The organism is Pseudomonas sp. FBCC-B1667, from assembly GCF_059133255.1.
In genome coordinates this window covers 238,663-263,369 of the sequence record NZ_CP101437.1, presented here as the reverse complement: position 1 = coordinate 263,369, position 24,707 = coordinate 238,663, and the positions used below count along the sequence as shown (strand labels likewise).

20 protein-coding genes are annotated in these 24,707 nt (G+C 60.5%); 7 read left to right on the top strand and 13 right to left on the bottom strand.

The genetic code is table 11. From position 1 onward, the window contains the following. Nucleotides 1-81: 81 nt before the first annotated feature. Both NL116_RS01185 and NL116_RS01180 read right to left on the bottom strand, forming a co-directional pair. Nucleotides 82-2,058 (bottom strand): methyl-accepting chemotaxis protein, encoded by a 1,977-nt coding sequence (locus NL116_RS01185; RefSeq protein ID WP_494375672.1) that lies wholly within the window; start codon nt 2,056-2,058, stop codon nt 82-84. A gap of 189 nt (nt 2,059-2,247) precedes the next feature. Beyond that, nucleotides 2,248-3,168, bottom strand: coding sequence for a LysR substrate-binding domain-containing protein (locus tag NL116_RS01180; RefSeq protein WP_494375671.1), 921 nt, complete (start codon nt 3,166-3,168; stop codon nt 2,248-2,250). Nucleotides 3,169-3,326: 158 nt separating this feature from the next. Here NL116_RS01180 and NL116_RS01175 point away from each other — a divergent pair, with 158 nt between their 5' ends. After that, nucleotides 3,327-4,721 (top strand): NorM family multidrug efflux MATE transporter, encoded by a 1,395-nt coding sequence (locus NL116_RS01175; RefSeq protein ID WP_494375670.1) that lies wholly within the window; start codon nt 3,327-3,329, stop codon nt 4,719-4,721. Nucleotides 4,722-4,758: 37 nt separating this feature from the next. Here the strand turns inward: NL116_RS01175 and NL116_RS01170 are convergent, their stop codons facing one another. Next, a complete protein-coding gene (locus NL116_RS01170; protein ID WP_494375669.1) occupies nt 4,759-6,432 on the bottom strand; it encodes a putative bifunctional diguanylate cyclase/phosphodiesterase in 1,674 nt (557 codons plus the stop codon). 263 nt (nt 6,433-6,695) lie between these two features. On the opposite strand from NL116_RS01170, the gene rep reads away from it, so the two are divergent. Next, entirely contained in the window at nt 6,696-8,705 is a 2,010-nt protein-coding gene (rep, locus tag NL116_RS01165; protein WP_027926371.1) for a DNA helicase Rep, read from the top strand. An 85-nt stretch (nt 8,706-8,790) separates the two neighbouring features. Then, nucleotides 8,791-9,363, top strand: a complete 573-nt coding sequence (locus NL116_RS01160; RefSeq protein WP_027926370.1) for a xanthine phosphoribosyltransferase — start codon at nt 8,791-8,793, stop codon at nt 9,361-9,363. Between the two features lie 128 nt (nt 9,364-9,491). Here the strand turns inward: NL116_RS01160 and NL116_RS01155 are convergent, their stop codons facing one another. The 6 genes from NL116_RS01155 to dadA all read right to left on the bottom strand — a co-directional run bounded on the left by NL116_RS01155 (nt 9,492) and on the right by dadA (nt 15,626). Next, on the bottom strand, nt 9,492-11,414 hold the full coding sequence (locus NL116_RS01155; RefSeq protein WP_494375668.1) for an acetyl-CoA hydrolase/transferase C-terminal domain-containing protein: 1,923 nt from the start codon (nt 11,412-11,414) through the stop codon (nt 9,492-9,494). Between the two features lie 135 nt (nt 11,415-11,549). Next, nucleotides 11,550-11,966, bottom strand: a complete 417-nt coding sequence (locus NL116_RS01150; protein WP_027926368.1) for a c-type cytochrome — start codon at nt 11,964-11,966, stop codon at nt 11,550-11,552. A 183-nt stretch (nt 11,967-12,149) separates the two neighbouring features. Further along, nucleotides 12,150-12,698, bottom strand: coding sequence for a cupin domain-containing protein (locus NL116_RS01145; protein ID WP_007947433.1), 549 nt, complete (start codon nt 12,696-12,698; stop codon nt 12,150-12,152). A gap of 128 nt (nt 12,699-12,826) precedes the next feature. After that, nucleotides 12,827-13,900, bottom strand: coding sequence for an alanine racemase (alr, locus tag NL116_RS01140; protein WP_494375667.1), 1,074 nt, complete (start codon nt 13,898-13,900; stop codon nt 12,827-12,829). A 96-nt stretch (nt 13,901-13,996) separates the two neighbouring features. After that, complete coding sequence (locus NL116_RS01135) at nt 13,997-14,350, bottom strand: RidA family protein (protein ID WP_494375666.1); 354 nt, start codon at nt 14,348-14,350, stop codon at nt 13,997-13,999. After that, entirely contained in the window at nt 14,322-15,626 is a 1,305-nt protein-coding gene (gene dadA / locus NL116_RS01130) for a D-amino acid dehydrogenase (protein WP_046031107.1), read from the bottom strand. The genes NL116_RS01135 and dadA overlap by 29 nt, the downstream gene beginning before the upstream one ends. A gap of 157 nt (nt 15,627-15,783) precedes the next feature. Between dadA and NL116_RS01125 the strand changes: the two genes are divergently transcribed. Continuing rightward, complete coding sequence (locus tag NL116_RS01125; protein ID WP_003177284.1) at nt 15,784-16,272, top strand: Lrp/AsnC ligand binding domain-containing protein; 489 nt, start codon at nt 15,784-15,786, stop codon at nt 16,270-16,272. Nucleotides 16,273-16,334: 62 nt separating this feature from the next. On the opposite strand, the gene NL116_RS01120 is transcribed toward NL116_RS01125, so the two are convergent. Beyond that, a complete protein-coding gene (locus NL116_RS01120) occupies nt 16,335-16,688 on the bottom strand; it encodes a YkgJ family cysteine cluster protein (RefSeq protein ID WP_494375665.1) in 354 nt (117 codons plus the stop codon). Nucleotides 16,689-16,835: 147 nt separating this feature from the next. Here NL116_RS01120 and NL116_RS01115 point away from each other — a divergent pair, with 147 nt between their 5' ends. Continuing rightward, nucleotides 16,836-18,149: an NAD(P)/FAD-dependent oxidoreductase gene (locus NL116_RS01115; RefSeq protein WP_494375664.1), complete on the top strand. Its 1,314-nt coding sequence runs from the start codon at nt 16,836-16,838 to the stop codon at nt 18,147-18,149. Between the two features lie 145 nt (nt 18,150-18,294). Here the strand turns inward: NL116_RS01115 and NL116_RS01110 are convergent, their stop codons facing one another. Beyond that, the gene (locus NL116_RS01110) at nt 18,295-18,540 is read right to left on the bottom strand and encodes a DUF1127 domain-containing protein (protein ID WP_494375663.1); all 246 of its coding nucleotides are present in this window, start codon (nt 18,538-18,540) and stop codon (nt 18,295-18,297) included. 179 nt (nt 18,541-18,719) lie between these two features. On the opposite strand from NL116_RS01110, the gene NL116_RS01105 reads away from it, so the two are divergent. Further along, nucleotides 18,720-20,153, top strand: a complete 1,434-nt coding sequence (locus NL116_RS01105) for an aminotransferase-like domain-containing protein (protein WP_494375662.1) — start codon at nt 18,720-18,722, stop codon at nt 20,151-20,153. A 60-nt stretch (nt 20,154-20,213) separates the two neighbouring features. Beyond that, nucleotides 20,214-21,788, top strand: coding sequence for a phospholipase D family protein (locus NL116_RS01100; RefSeq protein ID WP_494375661.1), 1,575 nt, complete (start codon nt 20,214-20,216; stop codon nt 21,786-21,788). Between the two features lie 116 nt (nt 21,789-21,904). Here NL116_RS01100 and NL116_RS01095 read toward each other — a convergent pair whose 3' ends face one another. Then, nucleotides 21,905-23,050, bottom strand: coding sequence for an MFS transporter (locus NL116_RS01095; protein ID WP_494375660.1), 1,146 nt, complete (start codon nt 23,048-23,050; stop codon nt 21,905-21,907). Nucleotides 23,051-23,187: 137 nt separating this feature from the next. Further along, nucleotides 23,188-24,681 (bottom strand): aldehyde dehydrogenase, encoded by a 1,494-nt coding sequence (locus tag NL116_RS01090; RefSeq protein WP_483841669.1) that lies wholly within the window; start codon nt 24,679-24,681, stop codon nt 23,188-23,190. Nucleotides 24,682-24,707 lie beyond the last annotated feature (26 nt).

Genomic DNA, 24,707 nt, shown 5'->3' with positions numbered 1-24,707 from the left:
TTGTGTCGCTCACAAGAGAGCAAAACGACACATAACCCTGTGGGAGCGTGGCTTGCTCGCGAAGGCTATTTCAACGGCGCCTCAACGAAACCGGTCAACCTCTTGGCGCAAGTCCGCCGCCAGGCTTTCCAGCTCCTTGGCCGTCACCGCCAGGTTCGACACCACTTCCCGCTGCTCACTGTTCGCCAACGCAATACTCTGCAGGTTGCTGCTCAGCAGCGTGGCAGTACTGCTTTGTTCTTGAGTCGCGGTGGTAATCGCCGCAAATTGCTGACCGGCCGAACGGCTCTGCTCGTCGATCCGCGCCAACGCTGACGCCACATTGGCGTTACGCGACAGGCCTTCCTGCATCAACACATTGCCTTGTTCCATGGTGCTGATGGCATTACCGGTTTCTTGCTGGATGCTGCTGATCATCCCGGAGATCTCGTCAGTGGCCTGACGGGTACGCGATGCCAGGTTGCGCACCTCATCGGCCACCACCGCAAAACCACGGCCCTGCTCACCGGCACGGGCCGCTTCGATGGCGGCGTTGAGCGCCAGCAGGTTGGTCTGCTCGGCAATCGCAGTAATCACGCCGACGATGCCGCCGATTTCCTGGGAGCGCTGGCCCAAGGTATTGATCACCGTCGCGGTGCTGTTCAGCGCACCGGCGATTTGTTCAAGCGATGCAGACGCTTCGTCCATCGAGGTACGACCGATCTGGGTTTGCTGGGCGTTTTCCTGGGCCAGGCGCTGAGTGCTGCCCATGTTGTCGGCAATGTTCAGGGACGTGGCGCTAAATTCTTCCACGGCGCCGGCCATGCTGGTGATCTCGCCGGACTGCTGCTCCATCCCTTCATAGGCGCCACCGGAAAGCCCGGACAAGGCCTGGGCACGGCTGTTGACCTCGGCCGAGGCCTTGCGGATGTGCTCGACCATGGTCGACAGGGCCTGGCTCATCTGGTTGAACGCACGGGCCAGTTGCCCGATCTCATCGTTGCTCGCCACGTTCAGGCGCACGCTTAAATCACCGGCGCCCAAGGCTTCGGCCTGACGCACCAGATCACCCAGCGGCGCGAGTTTGCTGCGCAGCAACCAGACGGCCGAACCGACCGCAATCAACATCGCCAGCAGACTGCCGATGGCCAATTGAATGCCGACACTCCAGGTCACCGCGTTGATTTCAGCTTTTGGCATGCTCGCGACGACCGACCATGGGCCGCCATCGAACGGCACGGACACGCTGTAGAAATCCTCGGATTTGTCGCTCCAGAACTGGCCTTTGCCCGGTGTCTTCGCCAGTCCGACGATGGCCGGGACGGCTTGATCCAGTGCTTGCACACCCGAAATCGGCACCAGCCATTTGCTTTGCTCATCGAGCAACGCCAAGGAGCCGGTCTGGCCGATACGGAAGCGCTTGAGATTCTCGAACTGCGCGTTTTGCGCGTCGGTGTAATCGAACCCGACGAACAGCACGGCAATCACCTTGCCGCTGCTGTCGCGCACGGGGGTGTATTGCGTCATGTAGGAGCGATCAAACAGCAAGGCGCGACCGACATAGCTCTGCCCCGCCATCAAGCGCGCATACGCCGGGTGAGCGTGATCGAGCAGCGTGCCGATGGCGCGGTTGCCGTCCTGTTTGGTCAGGGAGGTGCTGACCCGGATAAAGTCTTCGCCGCTGCGCACAAACAACGTCGCGACGCCGGCAGTCATTTGTTTGAACTCGTCCACTTCCTTGAAGTTGTTGTTCAACACTTCGCTGCCCAGGTGCAAGCCCGGCGTCTGAGTGCCTGCCACGGCCACCGGCTCATCCGGGTGCACGCTCAGACCGGCGCTGAAGCGCTTCTCGAACAGACCGGCCAGACGCTGGGTGCTTTCACGCAGGGTGCCGTGAAAGGTACTCAACTGATCGGCCAGCAGCCGGGCCTCGCTGGCCAGGTGCTCTTCGCGGGTGGCGAGGTTGGCAGTGTCCAGCGAACGCAGGGCGAACACGGTACTGCCAGTGATGACAATCGCCAGAATCACGGCAAGCGCAAGACCAAGCTGTGAGGCGATCCGGGCACGGGGTTGAGACATGACAGCTCCTGGCCGAGCGACCTGATCCTGCTTGATCGAGATGCGTACTCAGCAAAATTTTCCAAATAATGGGGAAAAGCATCGAACCTGCACGAAGGTTCCACCTGCAGATTTTCGGCGGCAAAACTGAATACTTGAGTAATTAGCCGGGATATGGCGCAAGGCCTCTACTGCGTGGGCTCTAACGATTCAGCTCAAACGCTGGACGACCGGCAAATCCATGGCCCTGACTTCACCCAGCAGAAAATCGCTGAGCCGGCGCAAACGTTCACCTCCGGGGCGGGTTTTCGGCCAGACCAGGTAGTAATTCTCTCCGCTGGCGACCGCCGTCGGCCACGGCAGACTCAGACGGCCCTGCGCGACATCCTCCGCCACCATCAGCAAATCCCCCATGGACACGCCGTAGCCCCGAGCGGCGGCGATCATGCCCAGCTCCAGGGTGTCGAAGACCTGGCCACCCTTGAGCGAGATCTGATCGGTCAGCCCCATGCGGTCCAGCCAGCTGCGCCAGTCACGCCGATCCGGGGTCGGGTGCAGCAGTTCGGTGCTGGCCAGGCGCGCAACGTCCCACGGCTGATCGTTCAGCAGATTCGGCGCGCCGACGGGGATCAGCTCCTCGGGGAACAGCAGCGTCGCCTCCCAGTCCGGCGGGAAATGCCCGCTGCTGAGAATCACGGCGCAATCGAACGGTTCCTGATTGAAGTCCACCGAGTCGATGTCCATCCAGGCGCTGGTCAGTTGCACTTCATTACCCGGTTGCAGGTGCCGGAAACGGCTGAGCCGCGCCAACAGCCAGCGCATGGTCAAGGTCGAGGGGGCTTTCATGCGCAGGATGTCGTCTTCGGCGCGCAACGTATTGCAGGCGCGTTCCAGGGCGGTGAAACCGTCACGAATGCCCGGCAGGATCAATCGCGCCGATTCGGTCAGTTGCAAGTTGCGCCCGCTGCGGTGAAACAGCCGACAGGCGAAATGCTCTTCGAGTGTACGAATGTGGCGACTCACCGCGCTTTGGGTGATCGACAGTTCTTGCGCCGCGCGGGTGAACGAACTGTGTCGCGCCGCCGCTTCAAATGCGCGCAACGCATACAAGGGAGGAAGACGACGAGACATGGGGAAAGCTCCTATAACGCAATCAGGCTACCGTAGCAGAAACCCTTCAGCATGAGTCTGACTCATGCTACCCATCCTTTTTATCCCTTTGTGCAAACTCCGTGAAGCGCCGAGAATCGACGTTTCCCCGTCCTCTTTGATAATTGAGCGTGATGACCATGAAGCATCCAGCGCGTATTGAACTCTGGGCCATCCTGCGGCTGGCGGGGCCGTTGATTGCCTCGCAGCTGGCGCACATGCTGATGATCCTCACCGACACCTTGATGATGGCGCGACTGAGTCCCGAAGCATTGGCTGGCGGCGGTCTGGGCGCGGCGACTTACTCGTTCGTGTCGATTTTCTGTATCGGCGTGATCGCGGCCGTCGGCACCCTGGTGGCGATTCGTCAGGGCGCGGGCGACATCGTCGGCGCGGCGCGACTGACCCAGGCCGGATTGTGGCTGGCGTGGCTGATGGCCTTGGTGGCCGGACTGCTGCTGTGGAACCTCAAACCGGTGCTGCTGCTGTTCGGCCAGACTGAAACCAACGTCCACGCCGCAGGGCAGTTTCTGCTGATCCTGCCATTCGCCCTGCCCGGTTACCTGAGTTTCATGGCGTTGCGCGGTTTCACCAGCGCCATCGGCCGGGCGACGCCGGTGATGGTCATCAGCCTCGGCGGCACCGTGGCGAACTTCCTGCTCAACTATGCGTTGATCACCGGGATGTTCGGCCTGCCGAAACTGGGCTTGATGGGTATCGGTCTGGTGACGGCGATTGTCGCTAACCTGATGGCCTTGGCGCTGGCGCTGCACATCCGCCAGCATCCGGCGTATGACGCGTACCCGTTGCGCCAGGGCCTGTCGCGGCCGAACCGTCGGTACTTAAAAGAACTGTGGCGACTCGGCTTGCCGATTGGCGGCACGTACGCGGTGGAAGTCGGGCTGTTTGCGTTCGCCGCGTTGTGCATGGGCACCATGGGCAGCACGCAACTGGCGGCACACCAGATCGCCCTGCAGATCGTGTCGGTGGCGTTCATGATTCCGGCGGGGCTTTCCTATGCGATCACCATGCGCATCGGTCAGCACTATGGCGCCGGGCAGTTACTGGACGCACGGTTGGCCGGGCGGGTCGGTATTACCTTCGGTGCAGCGTCGATGCTGGGCTTCGCGATGGTCTTCTGGCTCCTGCCGAATCAACTGGTCGGCCTGTTTCTGGACCACAACGACCCGGCGTTCCGCCCTGTGATTGAACTGGCTGTGAGCCTGCTGGCGGTGGCGGCGTGGTTCGAGTTGTTCGACGGCACGCAAACCATTGCCATGGGCTGCATACGCGGGCTCAAGGACGCCAAGACCACGTTCCTGGTCGGTTTGGGCTGTTACTGGCTGATTGGCGCACCCGCCGCGTGGTGGATGGCTTTTCATATTCACTGGGGGCCGACGGGCGTCTGGTGGGGGCTGGCGCTGGGGCTTGCTTGCGCGGCGGTGAGTTTGACGTTGGCGTTTGAATGGAAGATGAAACGGATGATTCGGCAGGAGCCTCAATCTCAAGGCTTCAAGATCGCTCAGGCCGAATGAAATCCCCCTGCAGGCTCACTCCTACAGGGGATTTGGGTTAGCTCACGACTTCCAGTATTGGCTGCTGATCGCTGCCGTAGGTCAGGTACTCAATCAGACCCGCCAACGGCAGCGGCTTGCTGATCAGATACCCCTGCACCTGATCGCAGCCAAACCCGCGCAACAGATCCAGCTGTTCCGCTGTCTCCACCCCTTCCGCGACAACCTCCAGATTGAGGTTGTGCGCCAGGTTGATCATCGCGTGGACCAGTTTGCGGTTTTCTTCACGCTCTTCCATGCCGCCAACAAAGCTCTTGTCGACCTTGAGCAAGGCGATCGGCAGGCTGTTGAGGTGCACGAAGGACGAGAACCCGGTGCCGAAGTCATCCAGCGAGAAGCGCACGCCGAGGCGTCCGAGGGCGTCCATGGTTTGCTTGACCAGATCACTGCGGCGCATCACGGCAGTTTCGGTCAGCTCGAACTCCAGCCACTGCGCTTCGACGCCGCGCTCGGCAATCAACCGGCTCAGCGTAGAAAGCAATTGGCTGTCCTGAAACTGCCGGAATGACAGGTTGATCGCCATGTGCAGCGCCGGCAAACCCTGTTCGCGCAAGGCCTGCATGTCCCGCAGCGCCCGGGAAATCACCCAGTAGCCGAGCGGCACGATCAAACCGCTTTGCTCGGCCAGCGGCACGAATTCACTCGGAGGCAGCAGGCCGCGCTCGGCATGCCGCCAGCGCACCAACGCTTCGAGGCCGACGATCTGGCCGTCAGCCATGTTCAGGCGGGGCTGGTAATGCAGCTCCAGCTCGTCACGGCGCAAAGCCCGGCGTAGCTCGCTTTCAAGGTCGGCCATGCTGCGGGCGTTGCGGTTGATGCGTTCGTTGAAGATGTGAAAGGTGCAGCCTTGCGTGCTCTTGGCTTGCTGCATGGCGATGTGCGCGTGCCACATCAGCGGGTCAGCGCCGGCCTGGGCCCGGGCGTGGGCGATGCCCAGGCTGGAACCGATCAACAGGCTTTCGCCGTCGACCCAGTAAGGTTCGGCCAACGCTTCGGTGATGCGCTCGGCCATCCATTCGGCGCGTTGCGGCGCACGGCGGGTGTCGATCAGCAAGGCGAATTCATCGCTGCCCAGGCGCGCCAGTTGATCGCCAGCCTCAAGCTGGCTTTTCAGCCGCGCCACCACTTGCAGGATCAAGCGGTCGCCGGCCTGGTGGCCAAGGGCATCGTTGGCGTGACGGAAGTTGTCGAGATCAAGGTGACCGAGGGCCAGGCCGCGGCCGTCATTCTCCGCCAGACGCGCTGCCAGCAAGGTCTGGAAACCCTGACGGTTGGCGATGCCGGTCAGTGGATCTTGCTCAGCCAGGCGTTGCAGGGTGTTTTCCAGCAGGCCGCGCTCGCGCACATGCCGCAGGCAACGGCGCAGCATCCCGGCATCAAGCAGGTCGCTCACCAGCCAGTCACTCACACCATCGGGCGGCATCAGTGGCTCGTGCTCGAGCAATAGCACCGTCGGCAAGCTGCAACGGCCTGGTAGCGGCTGAAGTGCAGGAACAGTCAACAACACCGCGTTGCGGTTGTCATCGAACAGACTGCTGACCGACTCCCAGCTCGGCGCGCTGATGAGCACGGCCGAGCTCCCCATCGGAGCCAGACACTCGCGCAACAACGCTGCCCACGCTGGCTCTTCGGCCAGTAGCAGCAAACGCAAGGGTTCGACAGGCGTAGACAAGCTAGCTCCCTAGACTCTGCAAAGATGTAGGCGGCAGGCATTATGCCGCGCCGCTAACCAATGACCAAATGACATCAGTTGTCAAACGTGACTTTGTGTCAGGAATAAGAACATTAGCCGCAGATTCACCGCGCATCCTGCTTGAAAGTAACAAAACCGGCAATTGGAGAAAGCGTGTTACGTCACAAGTCGGACAGAGCAGCACAATTCGCTGAGCCTGTTAAAATGCCGGCCCATTTCATCAATGACTCCCTGAATTCCGTATGTCCCGACTCAATCCCCGGCAGCAAGAAGCCGTGAGCTACGTCGGCGGCCCTCTTTTGGTGCTCGCCGGCGCAGGCTCCGGCAAGACCAGTGTGATCACGCGCAAGATCGCGCACCTGATCCAGAATTGCGGCATCCGCGCCCAATACATCGTCGCCATGACCTTTACCAACAAGGCCGCGCGCGAGATGAAGGAACGGGTCGGCACGCTGCTCAAGGGCGGCGAAGGCCGTGGCCTGACCGTGTGCACCTTCCACAACCTGGGGCTGAACATCATCCGCAAGGAACACGTGCGGCTGGGCTACAAACCGGGCTTTTCGATCTTTGACGAAACCGACGTCAAAGCCTTGATGACTGACATCATGCAGAAGGAATACGCGGGCGACGACGGCGTCGACGAGATCAAGAACATGATCGGCTCATGGAAAAACGACCTGATCCTGCCTGCCGAAGCCCTGGAAAATGCGCGCAACCCCAAGGAACAGACCGCTGCCATCGTCTACACCCACTACCAGCGCACGCTCAAGGCGTTCAACGCGGTGGACTTCGACGACCTGATCCTGCTGCCGGTCAAGTTGTTCCAGGAACACGCCGACATCCTCGAAAAGTGGCAGAACAAAGTCCGCTACTTGCTGGTCGACGAATACCAGGACACCAACGCCAGCCAGTATTTGTTGGTGAAATTACTGATCGGCACGCGCAACCAGTTCACCGTGGTCGGCGACGATGACCAGTCGATCTACGCCTGGCGCGGTGCGCGTCCGGAAAACCTGATGCTGCTCAAGGATGATTACCCATCCTTGAAAGTGGTCATGCTGGAGCAGAACTACCGCTCCACCAGCCGCATCCTGCGTTGCGCCAACGTGCTGATCTCGAACAACCCGCACGAATTCGAAAAGCAGCTGTGGAGCGAGATGGGCCACGGCGACGAGATCCGCGTGATCCGCTGCCGCAACGAAGACGCCGAAGCCGAGCGCGTGGCCGTGGAACTGCTGACCCTGCACCTGCGCACGGACCGGCCGTACAGCGATTTCGCGATCCTGTATCGCGGTAACTACCAGGCCAAGCTGATCGAGCTGAAGCTGCAACACCACCAGATTCCGTATCGCCTGTCCGGCGGCAACAGCTTTTTCGGACGTCAGGAAGTGAAAGACCTGATGGCCTACTTCCGCCTGATCGTGAACCCGGACGACGACAATGCCTTCCTGCGGGTGATCAACGTTCCGCGCCGGGAAATCGGTTCGACCACCCTGGAAAAGCTCGGCAACTATGCCACCGAACGCAAAATCTCGATGTACGCCGCCACCGACGAAATCGGCCTGGGCGAGCATCTGGACACGCGCTTCACCGATCGCCTCTCACGCTTCAAGCGCTTCATGGACAAGGTCCGCGAGCAATGCTCTGGCGAAGACCCGATCTCGGCGCTGCGCAGCATGGTCATGGACATCGACTACGAGAACTGGCTGCGCACCAACAGCTCCAGTGACAAGGCCGCCGATTACCGCATGGGCAACGTCTGGTTCCTGATCGAGGCGTTGAAAAACACCTTGGAGAAAGACGAAGAAGGCGAGATGACCGTCGAGGACGCCATCGGCAAACTCGTGCTGCGCGACATGCTGGAGCGTCAGCAGGAAGAGGAAGACGGCGCCGAAGGCGTACAGATGATGACGCTGCACGCCTCCAAAGGCCTGGAGTTCCCTTACGTGTTCATCATGGGCATGGAAGAGGAAATCCTCCCGCACCGTTCCAGCATCGAAGCCGACACCATCGAAGAAGAACGCCGCCTGGCCTACGTCGGGATTACCCGCGCGCGCCAGACCCTGGCTTTTACCTTCGCCGCCAAACGCAAGCAGTACGGCGAAATCATCGATTGCGCGCCGAGCCGCTTCCTCGATGAGCTGCCGCCGGACGATCTGGCGTGGGAAGGTAACGACGACACGCCGGTTGAAGTCAAAGCCGTTCGCGGAAATACCGCATTGGCGGACATACGCGCGATGTTAAAGCGCTAGAATTGAGCACTTTTTAATCAAAGCATTTTTAACCGAACACTTTTTGACAAGCTAGGCGCACATGGCGCCAGTAGAGGAACGCTTCATGGAAGCACTGCACCAGAAAATTCGCGAACAAGGCATCGTGCTTTCCGATCAGGTCTTGAAGGTCGACGCCTTTCTGAACCACCAGATCGACCCGGCCCTGATGAAGCTGATCGGCGACGAGTTCGCCGCGCTGTTCAAGGACTCGGGCATCACCAAGATCGTCACCATCGAAGCCTCGGGCATCGCCCCGGCGATCATGACCGGTCTGAACCTTGGCGTGCCGGTGATCTTCGCCCGCAAGCAACAGTCCCTGACCCTGACTGAAAACCTGCTGTCGGCGACCGTTTACTCGTTCACCAAGAAGACCGAAAGCACCGTGGCAATCTCCCCGCGCCACCTGACCAGCAGCGACCGCGTGCTGATCATCGATGACTTCCTGGCCAACGGTAAGGCCTCGCAGGCGCTGATCTCGATCATCAAACAGGCCGGCGCTACCGTGGCGGGCCTGGGTATCGTGATCGAGAAGTCGTTCCAGGGTGGTCGTGCCGAACTGGATGCACAGGGTTATCGCGTGGAATCGTTGGCTCGCGTGCAATCGCTGGCCGGCGGCGTCGTGACCTTCATCGAATAAGCCAACTACACCACCACCCCTGTAGGAGCTGAGCTTGCTCGCGATGGCGGCCGGACAGTCGACATTAATGTTGAATGTTATGGCCTCATCGCGAGCAAGCTCGGCTCCTACAGGGTTGGGGGTGGCTGTTATTGTGTGGTGGCCTTGAGGCCGGCTAGCAGCAAGCGCTGGAACAAATCCTCTTTCAACCCGTCAGGGTTGGTCAGTTGCATCCGCTCCAGATGCTCGGGAAACATTGATGCCTCGGGCGCATCCAGCGCAGCCTTGCCCAGCTCCAGAATCTCCGTCAGTTTGAACTTGCTCTTCAGCCAGTTCAGCGCCCGCAACACGTCGCGTTCCACCTCGGTGAAATCACAGCCCAGCGGATATTCCGGAAACAGATTCGGATGCCGCGCCTGAATCGCCTGTAAACGCTCCGGGCTGTTGTCGGCGAAGCGTGGGTCGAGGCGGAAATCCTTCGGCAGCTTGCCCACGCTCTGGGCCTGCTGGATCAGCCCCGACTGGAACCGCGAATCGCTGATGTTCAGCAATGCCTCGATGACCGCCGCATCAGTCTTGCCGCGCAAGTCGGCGATGCCGTATTCGGTGACCACAACATCTCGCAGGTGCCGTGGGATCGTGCAGTGCCCGTACTGCCAAACGATGTTCGAGCTGACGTCCCCTCCCGCCTCACGCCAGCTGCGCAGTAGCAACACCGAACGTGCGCCTTCCAGTGCATGGCCTTGGGCAACGAAGTTGTATTGCCCGCCCACGCCGCTCAGCACCCGCCCGTCTTCGAGTTGATCGGCCACGCCGGCACCGAGCAGGGTCATGGTGAACACGGTGTTGATGAACCGCGCATCCAGACGCTGCAAACGCTTGAGCTCTTCCTGCCCGTACAACTCGTTGATGTAGCTGATGCGCGTCATGTTGAATTCAAGACGTTTGCTTTGCGGCAGCTCGCGCAGGCGCTCGTAGAAGCTGCGCGGCCCGAGGAAGAAACCGCCGTGCACCGAGATGCCGTCGGTTTGCGCGGCTTCGTCGAGGGTGCCGGCATTCGCCTGTTGCTGAGTTTGCACATCGGGATAAACCTTGCGCCGCACGATCCCCGCATCGGCCAGCACCATCAAACCGTTGACGAACATTTCGCTGCAACCGTACAGACCTTTGGCGAACGGTTCGAGGCCGCCTTCGTGGTCGATCAACTGCGCCCACTGACTGAGATTCACGTCTGCCAGCAAGGCCTTGTAACCCGCATTGTCGGCCTGACGCGCCAGCAACGCCGCCGTCAGCGCATCACCCATGGAACCGATGCCGATCTGCAAGGTGCCACCGTCGCGCACCAACGTGCTGGCGTGCAGGCCGATGAAGTGATCCTGGAAACCGACCGGCATGTTCGGCGTCGAGAACAACGTGCTGTTGTCCTTTTCGTCGATCAGCAAATCAAAGGTATCGATGCCGATTTCGGCGTCGCCAGGCATGTAGGGCAAATCGTTATGCACCTGACCCACCAGCAGAATCGTCTCCCCGGCCGCCCTTCGTTTGGCGATCATCGGGAACAGGTCGAGGGTGATGTCCGGGTTGCAGCTCAGGCTCAAACGATCCGGATGCTCGGAGTGGCTCGCAACCATCTGCGCGACCAGGTTCAAACCGGCAGCGTTGATGTCCCGCGCCGCGTGACTGTAGTTGCTGCTGACGTAATCCTGCTGGGCCGACGCGCTATGCAGCAGGCTGCCCGGTTGCATGAAGAACTGCTGGATGTGGATGTTCGGCGGCAGGTTGTCGCGTTGCAGTTCGCCGAGGAAAGCCAGCTCCGGATAGTCGCCAAATACGCGTTCGATGAAAGGTTCGAGAAAGCGCCTCTGCAAACCGTCGCCCAGTGCAGGACGGCCCAGACACAGGGCGGTGTAGATCGTCAGCTGCCGTTCGGGCAGTTGCGTAATCCGCTGGAACAGCGCGTTGACGAAGTGGTTGGGTTTGCCCAGACCTAATGGCAGGCCCATGTGGATATGCACCGGCAACCGCGCCAGTACGTCATCGACCGCTTGCTCGATAGAACAGAGCTGCACCATCTGATCCTCCCTTGCATTCCGTTAATCGGGGTTGGACCGAGCTTGCCGGGTCTTTGCTGCAATGGATAGCCTCAGGCGTAAATCGCAGGCACAAAAAAACCGCTCGAAAGCGGTTTTTTGACTGAAGATGTCGGCTTATTTCAGGCCGGACATCTTCTGGATGGCACCTTTGAGCTCGGCATCGGAGCAATCAGCGCAAGTGCCTTTAGGCGGCATCGAGTTGATACCGGTAATGGCCTTGGCCAGGATACCGTCGAGGCCACCCTGGTGATCGGCACGTTCTTTCCAGGCTGCAGCGTCACCGATTTTCGGTGCACCCAACAGACCAGTACCGTGGCAAGCGTTGCAATGTTTGGCAATCACTTCGTCCGGGGTCTTGGCACCGCCGCCACCGCCAGCAGAGGCAGCAACCTCCATCCCCTTGCATTCTTTGCCCTGTACACAGACCTGACCGACCGGTTCAAGGCGTTTGGCAATATCGTCGTTCGTCGCAGCTTGAGCGCTGACAGCCCAAAGGGCCAATACGGTTGCTGGTGCAGCCAGCATTTTCATAATTAGATTCACGCGTTCACCCTCAATGGTGGCTAGTCACGCCTACGGCCACGGTTCGCAGGCGGGCGCAAGTATAGCGGTAAGCCCGCCACACTGAAACAACCCCAAAGTCGAAGGGGTCTTATGCCGCAGCGGAAAAACCGCTCGGGAGCCTCGGCCGGATTGGCAGGGCGCCTTCTTTACTCAGAAATTCGCCGGTGTCGCTGCGCTGATTAGTCGCGCCGGCGCATCAAACGGATTTCGGAAACGGTGCGGCTTGGTACTTTCAAAGTAGTAGCTATCGCCGGCTTCGAGCACAAAAGTTTCCAGACCGACCACCAGCTCCAGTCGACCTTCCACCAAAATGCCGGTTTCCTCGCCCTCATGGGTGAGCATCTCGTCACCGGTGTCGGCGCCTGGCGGGTAGATTTCATTGAGAAAGGCGATAGCCCGGCTCGGGTGTGCCCGACCGACCAGTTTCATGGTCACGGCGCCATCGGAAATATCGATCAGCTCGTTGGCTTTGTAGACGATCTGCGTCGGTTTTTCCTGCAGGATTTCTTCAGAAAAGAACTCGACCATGGACATGGGAATCCCGCCCAGCACCTTGCGCAGCGAACTGATCGAGGGGCTGACGCTGTTCTTCTCGATCATCGAAATCGTGCTGTTGGTGACACCCGCGCGCTTGGCGAGCTCCCGCTGCGAAAGGCCTTTGAGCTTACGGATGGATTGCAGTCGTTCACCGACGTCCAATGCTTGCGCCTCCAGGGATTCAGGTTGTTGGAATATTGAGCGTTATCATGGCGACAGCGTTCAGTATTTACAACACTTGGACCTGATTCCCGTGGGGCAAGGCGACTTTCGGTGTGTCCCGCGAGACGTCAGCCCTCGGAATAGAGCAGTGGCACCCGACGCAGGTTGCAGAAGATCTGATAAGGAATCGTGTCCGCCGCCGCTGCCACATCGCTGGCGAGGATGTTTTTCCCCCACAACTCGACAGTCGAACCCAGCCCGGCCTGCGGGATATCGGTCAGGTCGATGCAGAGCATGTCCATCGACACGCGGCCGATCAACTGGCTGCGTTGCCCGGCAACCATGACCGGCGTGCCGGTCGGTGCATGTCGCGGGTAACCGTCGGCATACCCCATGGCGACCACGCCAACGCGCATTGGCTTGGGTGTAATGAACTTGGCACCGTAACCGATCGGCTCGCCGGCCGGCAGCTCGCGCACGCAAATCACTTTGGATTCCAGGGTCATCACCGGTTGCAGGCGAGCGGCCACGGTGTTGGCTTCTTCGAACGGCGTTGCGCCATACAGCATGATGCCGGGGCGAACCCAATCACTCGGGATTTGCGGCCAGCCCAACACGGCGGGTGAGTTGCGCAAGCTGACTTCCGCCGACAAGCCTTTACGCGCCGCTTCAAATACCGCGACCTGCTCGGCACTGGCCTGTTCGTGCAACTCATCGGCCCGGGCGAAGTGACTCATCAGCACCACTTTCGTGACCTTGCCGCTGGCCAGCAGCCGTTGATAGGCGTCCTGATAATCCTTTGGGTGCAGGCCGACGCGGTGCATGCCCGAATCGAGCTTGAGCCAGGCCGTGATCGGCTTGCTCAGTGTGGCTTTCTCGATCGCTTCGAGTTGCCACAGCGAATGCACCACGCACCAGAAATCATGCTCGACGATCAGCGCCAACTCATCGGCTTCGAAGAACCCTTCCAGCAGCAACACCGGCGCCCGAATACCCGCCGCGCGCAGCTCCAACGCTTCTTCGATGCAAGCCACGGCAAAACCGTCGGCCTCGGCTTCCAGCGCCTGGGCGCAACGCACCGCGCCGTGACCGTAAGCATCCGCCTTGATCACTGCAAGGGCCTTGGCCCCGGTGATTTCACGGGCGATTCGGAAGTTGTGGCGCAGGGCTTGAAGGTCGATCAGGGCACGGGCTGGGCGCATGGCGGCAGACTTCTAGGCGGTCATGGGAATAAAAAAACCGACGCTGGCTGACGGCGTAAACCGCCAACAGCACCGGCAGAGGGATATTTGAATCGGTTACGGCAACGCCGCGACGATGGAGATTTCAACCAGGATGCTCGGCTTGGCCATCTTAGCTTCGATGGTGGCACGGGCCGGTGCGGCGCCTTTGGGCAGCCACTGGTCCCACACCGAGTTCATCCCGGCAAAGTGCACCTCGATGTCGTTCAGGTAGATCGTCGCCGACAGCAGATGCTGCTTGTCAGTCCCGGCTAGATCCAGCAAACGCTCGATATTGCCGAGGACATCGCGGGTCTGCTGTTCAATCCCGGCGTTGAAGTCATCGCCGACTTGCCCCGCCAGATACACGGTGCCGTTGTGGCTGACGATCTGACTCATGCGCTCATTGGTGAGCTGGCGCTGGATTGCCATGCTTTGCGGACTCCTGGGGTTTGCTGCCATAACGGGAAATATCAAGGCCTTCGGCGCTGATCTGCGGCGTTTTCTTGGCCATCAGGTCGGCCAGCAAGCGACCGGAGCCACACGCCATGGTCCAGCCGAGCGTGCCGTGTCCGGTGTTCAGGAACAGGTTCTTGAACGGTGTCGCGCCAACGATCGGCGTGCCGTCGGGAGTAGTCGGACGCAGACCGGTCCAGAAACTTGCCTGAGCCAGATCGCCGCCCTGAGGATAAAGGTCGTTGACGATCATCTCCAGGGTTTCGCGCCGGCGCGGGTTCAGAGACAGGTCAAAACCGGCGATCTCCGCCATGCCGCCGACGCGGATGCGGTTGTCGAAACGGGTGATCGCGACCTTGTAGGTTTCGTCGAGAATGGTCGAGGTCGGGGCCATCGCCGGGTTGGTGATCGGCACGGTCAACGAGTAACCCTTGAGCGGGTACACCGGCGCCTTGATCCCCAGCGGCTTGAGCAATTGCGGCGAGTAGCTGCCGAGCGCCAATACATAGCGGTCCGCGGTTTCCAGCTTGCCGTCGATCCACACGCCGTTGATCCGATCACCGGCGTAGTCGAGTTTCTGAATGTCCTGGCCGAAGCGGAATTCCACACCCAGCTTCACCGCCATTTCGGCCAGGCGGGTGGTGAAAATCTGGCAGTCGCCCGTCTGGTCGTTCGGCAGGCGCAGGGCGCCGGCAAGGATGTCGGTGACGCTGGCCAGCGCTGGCTCAACGCGGGCAATGCCGGCGCGGTCAAGCAGTTCGAACGGCACACCGGACTCTTTCAGCACGGCGATGTCTTTCGCGGCGCCATCGAGTTGGGCCTGGGTGCGGAACAGTTGGGTCGTGCCGAGGCTGCGGCCTTCGTAGGCAATGCCGGTTTCGGCGCGCAATTCGTCGAGGCAGTCGCGGCTGTACTCGGACAGGCGGACCATGCGCTCCTTGTTCACCGCGTAACGGCTGGCGGTGCAGTTGCGCAGCATCTGCGCCATCCACAGGTATTGGTCGATGTCGGCAGTGGCCTTGATCGCCAGCGGTGCGTGGCGCTGCAGCAACCACTTGATGGCTTTGAGCGGAACGCCCGGCGCGGCCCACGGCGAGGCATACCCCGGCGAGACTTGGCCTGCGTTGGCGAAACTGGTCTCCATCGCAGCGGCCGGCTGACGGTCCACCACCACCACTTCAAACCCGGCACGGGCCAGATAGTAAGCACTGGCGGTACCGATGACGCCGCTACCCAAGACCATAACGCGCATTTTCATATCCCTCATCGCGGCTGACCGCTGACGTGTGTTGTATTCAAGCAGTGATGTGCGCAGTGTAAAAAAGATTTGCCAGTGTTTTTCACTATATAAGCAGCTATATTTGGCGACAATTCTCGGCAAAAACCCTTTTCACGGAGGTGCATCCCCTATGCGTACCAACACTCAGACCAAACGAGAGCTGGACAAGATCGACCGCAACATCCTGCGGATCCTGCAAGCGGATGGGCGCATCTCGTTCACCGAGCTGGGGGAAAAGGTCGGGCTCTCCACCACGCCGTGCACTGAGCGGGTGCGGCGCCTGGAGCGGGAAGGGATCATCATGGGCTACAACGCCCGGCTCAATCCGCAGCACTTGAAGGGTAGTCTGCTGGTGTTCGTCGAGATCAGCCTGGACTACAAATCCGGCGATACTTTCGAAGAGTTCCGACGCGCGGTGCTGAAATTGCCCCATGTGCTGGAATGCCACTTGGTCTCAGGGGATTTCGACTATCTGGTGAAGGCGCGAATTTCCGAGATGGCCTCGTACCGCAAGTTGCTGGGGGACATCCTGCTCAAGCTGCCGCATGTGCGTGAGTCCAAGAGCTATATCGTGATGGAAGAGGTCAAGGAGAGCTTGAGTTTGCCAATTCCGGATTGAGGGTTTGTGGTGCCTGATCTGGCCCCTTCGACTTGCTCGCGAATGCAGGCGACTCGGACCATCTAGACCAACACTTGGCGGGTAGACGCCATGTACTCATGAATCTGCTTCTCCACCCGCGGATGAATCAACTCCACCGGCCCGCGCCCATTCGGGCATGGCAGCGTCTTGGTGGTGCCAAACAACCGGCAAATCAGCGGTCGTTCGTCATACACCGTGCAGCCGTTCGGCCCCAGGTGCACGCAATTGAGCTCATCCATCGCCGCGTCCTGCTCGGCGCGGGTCTTGCGCGGCAGGCGGGACATTTCTTCCGGCGAGGTGGTCACCGGACCACAGCAGTCGTGGCAGCCGGGCACGCACTCGAACGTGGGAATCTGCTGTCGAAGCGTACGGATTTTTTGACTGTTGCAGCTCATTGAAGCGGTGACCAAAAGCGGAATAGAGCGCGATTCTGCAGCAAAGACAGCGATCCATACAGCAGCAGCCGACCAATGTTGCCCACCTCCAAAGGTCCGGCTTATGCTCCGTCCACTTTTCCAGACGCCAGAATCGGGAACACGCTCATGAATGCCGGTGCTCAGCCATCCGCTCAAGGTCACCAGCACATCGCTTCTTATTACGCTGCCAGCAGCCTTCCGCAGCCCGATTATCCGGCGCTCAGAGGGGATCTGATGGCGGATGTGTGCGTGGTCGGCGGCGGGTTTTCCGGGCTGAACACCGCGCTGGAACTGGCTGAACGTGGCTTGAGCGTGATCTTGCTCGAAGCCCGCAAAATCGGCTGGGGCGCCAGCGGGCGCAACGGCGGGCAATTGATACGCGGCGTCGGTCATGGCCTTGATCAATTCGCCAACGTCATCGGCACCGACGGCGTGCATCAGATGAAACTCATGGGCCTGGAGGCGGTGGAAATCGTCCGCCAGCGCGTCGCGCGTTTTCAAATCCCCTGCGACCTGACCTGGGGTTACTGCGACCTGGCCAACAAACCCCGCGACCTCGAAGGCTTTGCCGAAGAAGCCGAAGCGCTGCGCAGCCTCGGTTATCGCTACGAAACGCGACTGCTGCAGGCCAATGAAATGCACTCGGTGGTGGGTTCCGAGCGCTACGTCGGCGGTTTGATCGACATGGGCTCGGGGCATCTGCATCCGCTGAACCTGGCGCTGGGCGAAGCCGCGGCGGCCGAGGAAATGGGCGCGGTACTGTTTGAACAATCGGCGGTCACCCGCATCGATTACGGTCCCGAGGTCAAGGTCCACACGGCCCGGGGTTCGGTCCGCGCGAAGACGCTGGTGCTGGGCTGCAACGCCTACCTCAACCACCTCAATCCCGAACTCAGCGGCAAAGTGTTGCCGGCTGGCAGCTACATCATCGCCACCGAGCCGTTGAATGAGGAGCTGGCGCATTCACTGCTGCCGCAGAACATGGCGGTCTGCGATCAGCGCGTGGCACTGGATTACTACCGACTCTCGGCGGACCGGCGCTTACTGTTTGGGGGGGCTTGCCACTATTCGGGCCGCGACCCGAAGGACATCGCCGCGTACATGCGACCGAAGATGCTGGAGGTCTTCCCGCAATTGGCCACGGTGAAGATCGACTATCAATGGGGCGGCATGATCGGCATTGGCGCCAACCGCCTGCCGCAGATCGGCCGGCTCAAGGGCCAACCGAATGTGTATTACGCCCAGGCCTATTCCGGTCACGGGGTGAACGCCACGCATCTGGCGGGCAAGTTGTTGGCTGAAGCGATCAGCGGACAACACAGTGGTGGGTTTGATCTTTTTGCGAAGGTGCCGCATATCACGTTCCCGGGCGGGAAGCATTTGCGCTCGCCGTTGTTGGCGCTGGGGATGTTGTGGCATCGGCTTAAAGAGTTGGTTTGACAGATTGATGTTGCTCTTTCGGACGCCTTCGCGAGCAGGCTCGCTCCCACCGTTGATCGTTGGTGCTCACATATTCCGTGTTCACTAGAGATCTAATGTGGGAGGGAGCCTGCTCGCGAATGGATTTAAAGAACATCACAGGACTTCAGACCCTCCAGAAAGGCTTGAGCCCCTCCTCCCGCGCCTTTTCCCGCGTCAGCCCCACATCCCTGAGCTGCTCCGGCGTCAGCGCCAGCAGCGCCTTGCGCGTGTGCAGACGATGCCAGAACAGACCCCAGCGACCCAGGCCGGACGGTGCGTTGCGCATCAGCGCCTCACGCGTACCGTTTTCCTGCCCTTTCACCAGTTCCTGACTGTGTAACGTCAGCCGCACATCGCTCAAGCCGTTCATTTTGATTGCTCCTGTTTACTTGGGTAGCCAGAGCTTTCATGATGCGCGGACGACGAAAAGCATTACAGATTCAACGAGCAAGTATTAATCCCATACAGATTTTGCATATTTGTGTCTGAATCCTGATTTTTGCCCCGATCTGTATTGGTTTCCCGAATCACCCACACCGAGACTGCACCATGACCCTTTACGTCAACCTCGCCGAATTGCTCGGCACACGTATTGAACAGGGCTTCTATCGCCCCGGTGACCGGCTGCCTTCGGTGCGGGCGTTGAGTGTCGAACACGGGGTCAGCTTGAGCACGGTGCAGCAGGCCTATCGCGTGCTGGAAGACAGTGGGCTGGCGACGCCGAAACCCAAGTCGGGCTACTTCGTGCCGGTGGGTCGCGACCTGCCGGAGCTGCCGGCCATTGGACGTCCGGCCCAGCGGCCGGTGGATATTTCGCAGTGGGATCAGGTGCTGGAACTGATTCGCGCAGTGCCGCGCAAGGATGTGGTGCAACTGGGTCGCGGCATGCCGGACATCACCACACCGACCCTGAAACCGCTGCTGCGAAATCTCGCACGTATCAGCCGTCGGCAGGACATGCCCGGTCTGTATTACGACAATATCCACGGCACTCTCGAACTGCGCGAACAGATCGCACGCCTGATGCTCGATTCCGGGTGCCAGTTGAGCGCCAGCGATCTGGTGGTCACGACCGGGTGCCACGAAGCGCTGTCCACCAGCATTCGGGCGATCTGCGAGCCGGGGGACATTGTGGCCGTGGACTCGCCAAGCTTTCACGGCGCCATGCAGACCCTCAAGGGGTTGGGCATGAAAGCCCTGGAAATTCCCACGGACCCGATCACCGGCATCAGCCTCGATGCGCTGGAACTGGCACTGGAACAGTGGCCAATCAAAGTCATACAGTTGACTCCAAACTGCAACAACCCGCTGGGCTACATCATGCCCGAGTCGCGCAAACGCGCGTTGTTGACACTCGCACAGCGTTTTGACGTGGCGATCATCGAGGACGATGTGTATGGCGAACTGGCCTACACCTACCCTCGCCCGCGCACCATCAAGTCCTTCGACGAGGACGGTCGCGTGCTGCTGTGCAGTTCATTTTCCAAGACCCTGGCCCCCGGGTTGCGCATCGGCTGGGTAGCGCCCGGCCGGTATCTGGAACGGGTGCTGCACATGAAATACATCAGCACCGGCTCCACCGCGCCACAACCGCAGATTGCGATTGCCGAGTTTCTCAAGGCAGGGCACTTCGAGCCACATTTGCGGAGGATGCGCGCGCAATATCAGCGCAATCGCGACGTGATGATCGACTGGGTCACACGCTACTTTCCGGCCGGCACCCGCGCCAGTCGCCCGCAAGGCAGCTTCATGCTGTGGGTCGAACTGCCGGAAAGCTTCGATACCTTGAAACTGAATCGTGCGCTGCACGATCAAGGCGTACAGATTGCCGTGGGCAGCATTTTTTCTGCCTCAGGCAAGTACCGCAACTGCCTGCGCATGAACTACGCTGCCAAGCCAACACCGCAGATCGAAGAAGCGGTACGCAAGGTCGGCGCCCTGGCTATCAAACTGTTAGCCGAAACTGACAGCATCACAGACTGACTTTTCTCGGGAAACCAGCGTCCATATGCCGACACCTGCCGCCAATCGGGACGATCCCACGTGAGAGTCAGACACAACCTGCTCGCTGCTCTGCTCTTCGCCTCGTTCCTCAGCGGCTGCGCCGACGTTCACGTTAAGCGCCAGGCCAGTCAGGCGCTGCCCGCCAGCGACTCGGCGTTCGGCCGTTCGGTCCAGGCGCAGGCCGCGCCGCATCAGGGCCAATCGGGTTTTCGCCTGCTGTCCGACAGCACGGAAGCTTTCACCGCCCGCGCCGAGCTGATCCGCAACGCGCAAAGCAGCCTCGATTTGCAGTACTACATCGTGCATGACGGCATCAGCACGCGGATGCTCGTCGAGGAATTGCTCAAAGCGGCTGATCGCGGCGTACGCGTCAGGGTGTTGCTTGACGACACCACCAGCGACGGCCTCGATCAACTCATCGCCACCCTCGCTGCACACCCGAATATCCAAATCCGCGTGTTCAATCCGTTGCACCTGGGGCGCAGCACCGGCGTGACGCGAACCATGGGGCGGCTGTTCAACCTGTCGCAGCAACACCGGCGCATGCACAACAAGTTGTGGCTGGCGGACAACAGCATGGCGATCGTGGGCGGGCGCAATCTGGGCGACGAGTATTTCGATGCCGAGCCCAACCTGAACTTCACCGACATCGACATGCTCGGCGTCGGACCGGTAGCCGAACAGCTGGGGCACAGTTTCGATCAGTACTGGAACAGCGCGCTGAGCCAGCCGATTGAACAATTCCTGTCCAGCAAACCGTCGGCCAACGACTTGGAAAACACTCGGACCCGACTGGAAGAATCGCTGGATGAAACGCGCAAGGAGAACCATGCGCTCTATCAACAACTGATGACCTTCCAGACGCACCCGCGCCTGGATATTTGGCGCAGGGAGTTGATCTGGGCCTGGAACCAGGTGCTTTGGGATGCCCCGAGCAAGGTGCTGGCCGACGGCGAGCCCGACCCACACTTGTTGCTGACGACGCAACTGGCGCCCGAACTGAACGGCGTCAGCAAAGAACTGATCATGATCTCGGCTTACTTCGTGCCCGGCCAGCCAGGCCTGGTGTACCTGACGGGTCGCGCCGATGCCGGGGTATCCGTGAGTTTGCTGACCAATTCGCTGGAAGCCACAGACGTCCCGGCCGTGCATGGCGGCTTTGCGCCCTATCGCAAGGCGTTGCTGGAACACGGCGTGAAGTTGTTCGAGCTGCGGCGCCAACCGGGTGAAGGGGGAAGCGGCGGCAGTGGGCCACACTTTTTTGGACGCCCCACTTACCAAGGCTCCGACTCCAGCCTGCACAGCAAGGCGATGATCTTCGATCAGCAGAAATCCTTCGTCGGCTCGTTCAACTTCGATCCGCGCTCGGTGCTGTGGAACACCGAAGTCGGGGTGCTGGTCGACAGCCCCGAGCTGGCCGCACATGTGCGCGATTTGGCCATACAGGGCATGGCGCCACCGCTTAGCTATGAGGCGAAACTGCAGGATGGCAAGGTGGTTTGGGTCACTGAAGACGACGGCAAGCTGCACACCCTGACCAAGGAACCTGGGAGCTGGTGGCGGCGGTTTAATGCGTGGATGAGCACCACCGTCGGCCTGGAGCGGATGCTCTAACAGACGATAAAAACCTCTGTAGGAATGAGCTTGCTCGCGATGGCGTCATGCCAGCCAACAAAGATGCCTAATGACACACCCTTATCGCGAGCAGGCTCACTCCTACAGCGACGGTGTCAGGCAGGTTCGGCCACCGTGCCAAACGCACCCTGACGCATCAACAGAATCACAAGTCCAAACGCACCAGCCGCCATCAACAACGGCAACGCATGCCCGCTGATCCACTGGCTACCCGCCCCCGCCGCCAACGGCCCAACCAGACATCCAATCCCCCATAGCTGCGCGATATGCGCATTGGCGCGCACCAGCGCATCGTCGCGATAACGCTCGCCGATCAGGATCAGTGACAAGGTAAACAAGCCGCCTGCACTGGCACCAAACAGCACCCACAACGGCCAGATCAGCAGCGTATCGATCAGCAACGGAATCGCCAGGCTCGACACCAGCAACACCACCGCGCAGCCCGTGAACAGCGTGCGCCGTGACAGGCGATCCGCCAGCGCGCCAATCGGCAATTGCAGCAGCGCATCACCGACCACCACGGTACTGACCATCGCCAGGGCGATCTCAGTGGTAAAACCCTGACGCAGGCAATACACCGGCAACAACGTCAGGATCATCGCTTCGAATGCAGCGAACAGCGACACCGCCCAGGCAATCGCCGGCAGGCCACGGCAGAAGGTCAACAAGTCGCCGAAGGTCACGCTGCTCGCTTCACTGCTGGGCGCGCCGCTACGACCCAACAACAAGAACGGTGCTGTCGTCAGCAAGCCGACACCGACCCAAAATCCGTAATCGTGTTCCGTGCCCAGAACGCCCAGCAGCACGGGCCCGGCAAGCTGGCTCAGGGCATAGCTGCAGCCATACAGCGCCACCAGCCGCCCGCGCCACTGTTCGACCACGAGTTGGTTGATCCAGCTTTCACCGAGGATGAACACCAGCGTCAGGATCACCCCGATCATCAGCCGCAACAGCAGCCAGATCGGGTAGCTTGGCATCAGCGCCAGCAAGCCAATGGATATCGCCCCAGCCCACAGGCACAGACGCATCAGATTCGCTGTGCCGAGGCGTGCGGCGAGGTGGCTGGAAATCTTCGCCCCCAGCAACACGCCAATGGCCGGCATCGCCGCCATCACACCGATGGCGAATGAGCCGTAGCCCCAGCTTTCCAGACGAAACGACACCAGCGGCATGCTGACGCCCAAGGCCAGGCCGACACTCAGGACAGACGCCAACACGGCGAAATACGTCGCCCAACGCATGTTCCACGCTCCTGTGGATATTATTTTTCGGCACACCACAAAACAAATGTGGGAGCGAGCCCTTGTGGCGAGGGGGCTTGCCCCCTCACCACAAAGGATCGCTCCCACAAGGGATCTATGTCGTCAAAAAAACCGACTTACAACTTGATCCAGGTTGCCTTCAGCTCGGTGTACTTGTCGAATGCGTGCAGCGACTTGTCGCGGCCATTACCCGACTGCTTGAAACCACCAAACGGCGCGGTCATGTCGCCGCCATCGTATTGGTTGACCCAAACGCTACCGGCACGCAGCGCACGGGCGGTCAGGTGAGCCTTGGAGATGTCCTTCGTCCACACCGCTGCGGCGAGGCCGTATGGCGTGTCGTTGGCAATCGCAACGGCTTCTTCGGCAGTGTCGAAAGCGATGACCGACAACACCGGGCCAAAGATTTCTTCCTGGGCGATTTTCATCGCGTTGCTCACGCCGTCGAAAATCGTCGGCTCAACGTAAGTGCCACCCGTCTCCTGAAGCGTGCGCTTGCCACCGGCCACCAGTTTGGCGCCGTCGGCATGACCGGATTCAATGTAGGACAGCACCGTATTCATCTGCTGGGTATCGACCAGCGCGCCGACGTTGGTCGCCGGGTCCAGCGGGTTGCCCGGCTTCCAGGTTTTCAGCGCTTCGATCACCAGTGGCAGGAATTTATCCTTGATCGAACGCTCGACCAGCAGGCGCGAACCGGCGGTGCAGACTTCGCCCTGGTTGAAGGCGATGGCGCCGGCAGCGGCTTCGGCGGCTTCCTGCAAGTTCGGTGCATCGGCGAACACGATGTTCGGGCTCTTGCCGCCGGCTTCGAGCCAGACGCGTTTCATGTTCGACTCGCCCGAGTAGATCAGCAATTGCTTGGCAATCTTGGTCGAACCGGTGAACACCAGCGTGTCGACATCGTTGTGCAGGGCCAGGGCTTTGCCGACGGTGTGGCCGTAGCCTGGCAGTACGTTCAGCACGCCTTTCGGAATGCCGGCTTCAACGGCCAGTGCCGCGATGCGGATGGCGGTCAGCGGGGATTTTTCGGACGGCTTGAGAATCACCGAGTTACCGGTGGACAGCGCAGGCCCGAGTTTCCAGCAGGCCATCATCAGCGGGAAGTTCCACGGCACGATGGCACCCACGACACCCACCGGCTCGCGCGTCACCAGGCCCAACTGATCGTGCGGAGTGGCTGCGACTTCGTCGTAGATCTTGTCGATGGCTTCGCCGCTCCAGCTCAGCGCTTGCGCCGCGCCGGGAACGTCGATGTACAGGGAATCGCTGATCGGTTTGCCCATGTCCAGGGTTTCAAGCAGCGCCAGCTCTTCAGCGTTCTGCTTCAACAGACCGGCGAAACGGATCATGGTGGCTTTGCGTTTGGCCGGCGCCAGGCGCGACCAGACGCCAGAATTGAAGGTGGCACGAGCGTTTTCAACAGCGCGCTGGGCGTCGGCGGCGTCACAGCTGGCAATCTTGCCCAGCAGACGGCCATCGACCGGGCTGATGCACTCGAAGGTCTCGGCGGAGACAGCGTCGGTGTATTCGCCATTGATGTAGGCGCGGCCTTCGATCTTCAGATCGCGAGCCCGCTGTTCCCAGTCGGCACGAGTCAGGGTGGTCATTCGAGTGTCCTCCTCTTATTGAATAC

Coding starts and splice junctions, on each gene's coding strand:
- NL116_RS01155 (WP_494375668.1), bottom strand. CDS start 11,414: ATGGTGCAGCTCTGTTCTATCGAGCAAGCGGTCGATGACGTACTGGCG.
- NL116_RS01110 (WP_494375663.1), bottom strand. CDS start 18,540: ATGAACGGCTTGAGCGATGTGCGGCTGACGTTACACAGTCAGGAACTG.
- rep (WP_027926371.1), top strand. CDS start 6,696: ATGTCCCGACTCAATCCCCGGCAGCAAGAAGCCGTGAGCTACGTCGGC.
- dadA (WP_046031107.1), bottom strand. CDS start 15,626: ATGCGCGTTATGGTCTTGGGTAGCGGCGTCATCGGTACCGCCAGTGCT.
- NL116_RS01180 (WP_494375671.1), bottom strand. CDS start 3,168: ATGTCTCGTCGTCTTCCTCCCTTGTATGCGTTGCGCGCATTTGAAGCG.
- NL116_RS01090 (WP_483841669.1), bottom strand. CDS start 24,681: ATGACCACCCTGACTCGTGCCGACTGGGAACAGCGGGCTCGCGATCTG.
- NL116_RS01115 (WP_494375664.1), top strand. CDS start 16,836: ATGAATGCCGGTGCTCAGCCATCCGCTCAAGGTCACCAGCACATCGCT.
- NL116_RS01175 (WP_494375670.1), top strand. CDS start 3,327: ATGAAGCATCCAGCGCGTATTGAACTCTGGGCCATCCTGCGGCTGGCG.
- alr (WP_494375667.1), bottom strand. CDS start 13,900: ATGCGCCCAGCCCGTGCCCTGATCGACCTTCAAGCCCTGCGCCACAAC.
- NL116_RS01105 (WP_494375662.1), top strand. CDS start 18,720: ATGACCCTTTACGTCAACCTCGCCGAATTGCTCGGCACACGTATTGAA.
- NL116_RS01095 (WP_494375660.1), bottom strand. CDS start 23,050: ATGCGTTGGGCGACGTATTTCGCCGTGTTGGCGTCTGTCCTGAGTGTC.
- NL116_RS01125 (WP_003177284.1), top strand. CDS start 15,784: ATGCGTACCAACACTCAGACCAAACGAGAGCTGGACAAGATCGACCGC.
- NL116_RS01160 (WP_027926370.1), top strand. CDS start 8,791: ATGGAAGCACTGCACCAGAAAATTCGCGAACAAGGCATCGTGCTTTCC.
- NL116_RS01135 (WP_494375666.1), bottom strand. CDS start 14,350: ATGGCAATCCAGCGCCAGCTCACCAATGAGCGCATGAGTCAGATCGTC.
- NL116_RS01120 (WP_494375665.1), bottom strand. CDS start 16,688: ATGAGCTGCAACAGTCAAAAAATCCGTACGCTTCGACAGCAGATTCCC.
- NL116_RS01185 (WP_494375672.1), bottom strand. CDS start 2,058: ATGTCTCAACCCCGTGCCCGGATCGCCTCACAGCTTGGTCTTGCGCTT.
- NL116_RS01150 (WP_027926368.1), bottom strand. CDS start 11,966: ATGAAAATGCTGGCTGCACCAGCAACCGTATTGGCCCTTTGGGCTGTC.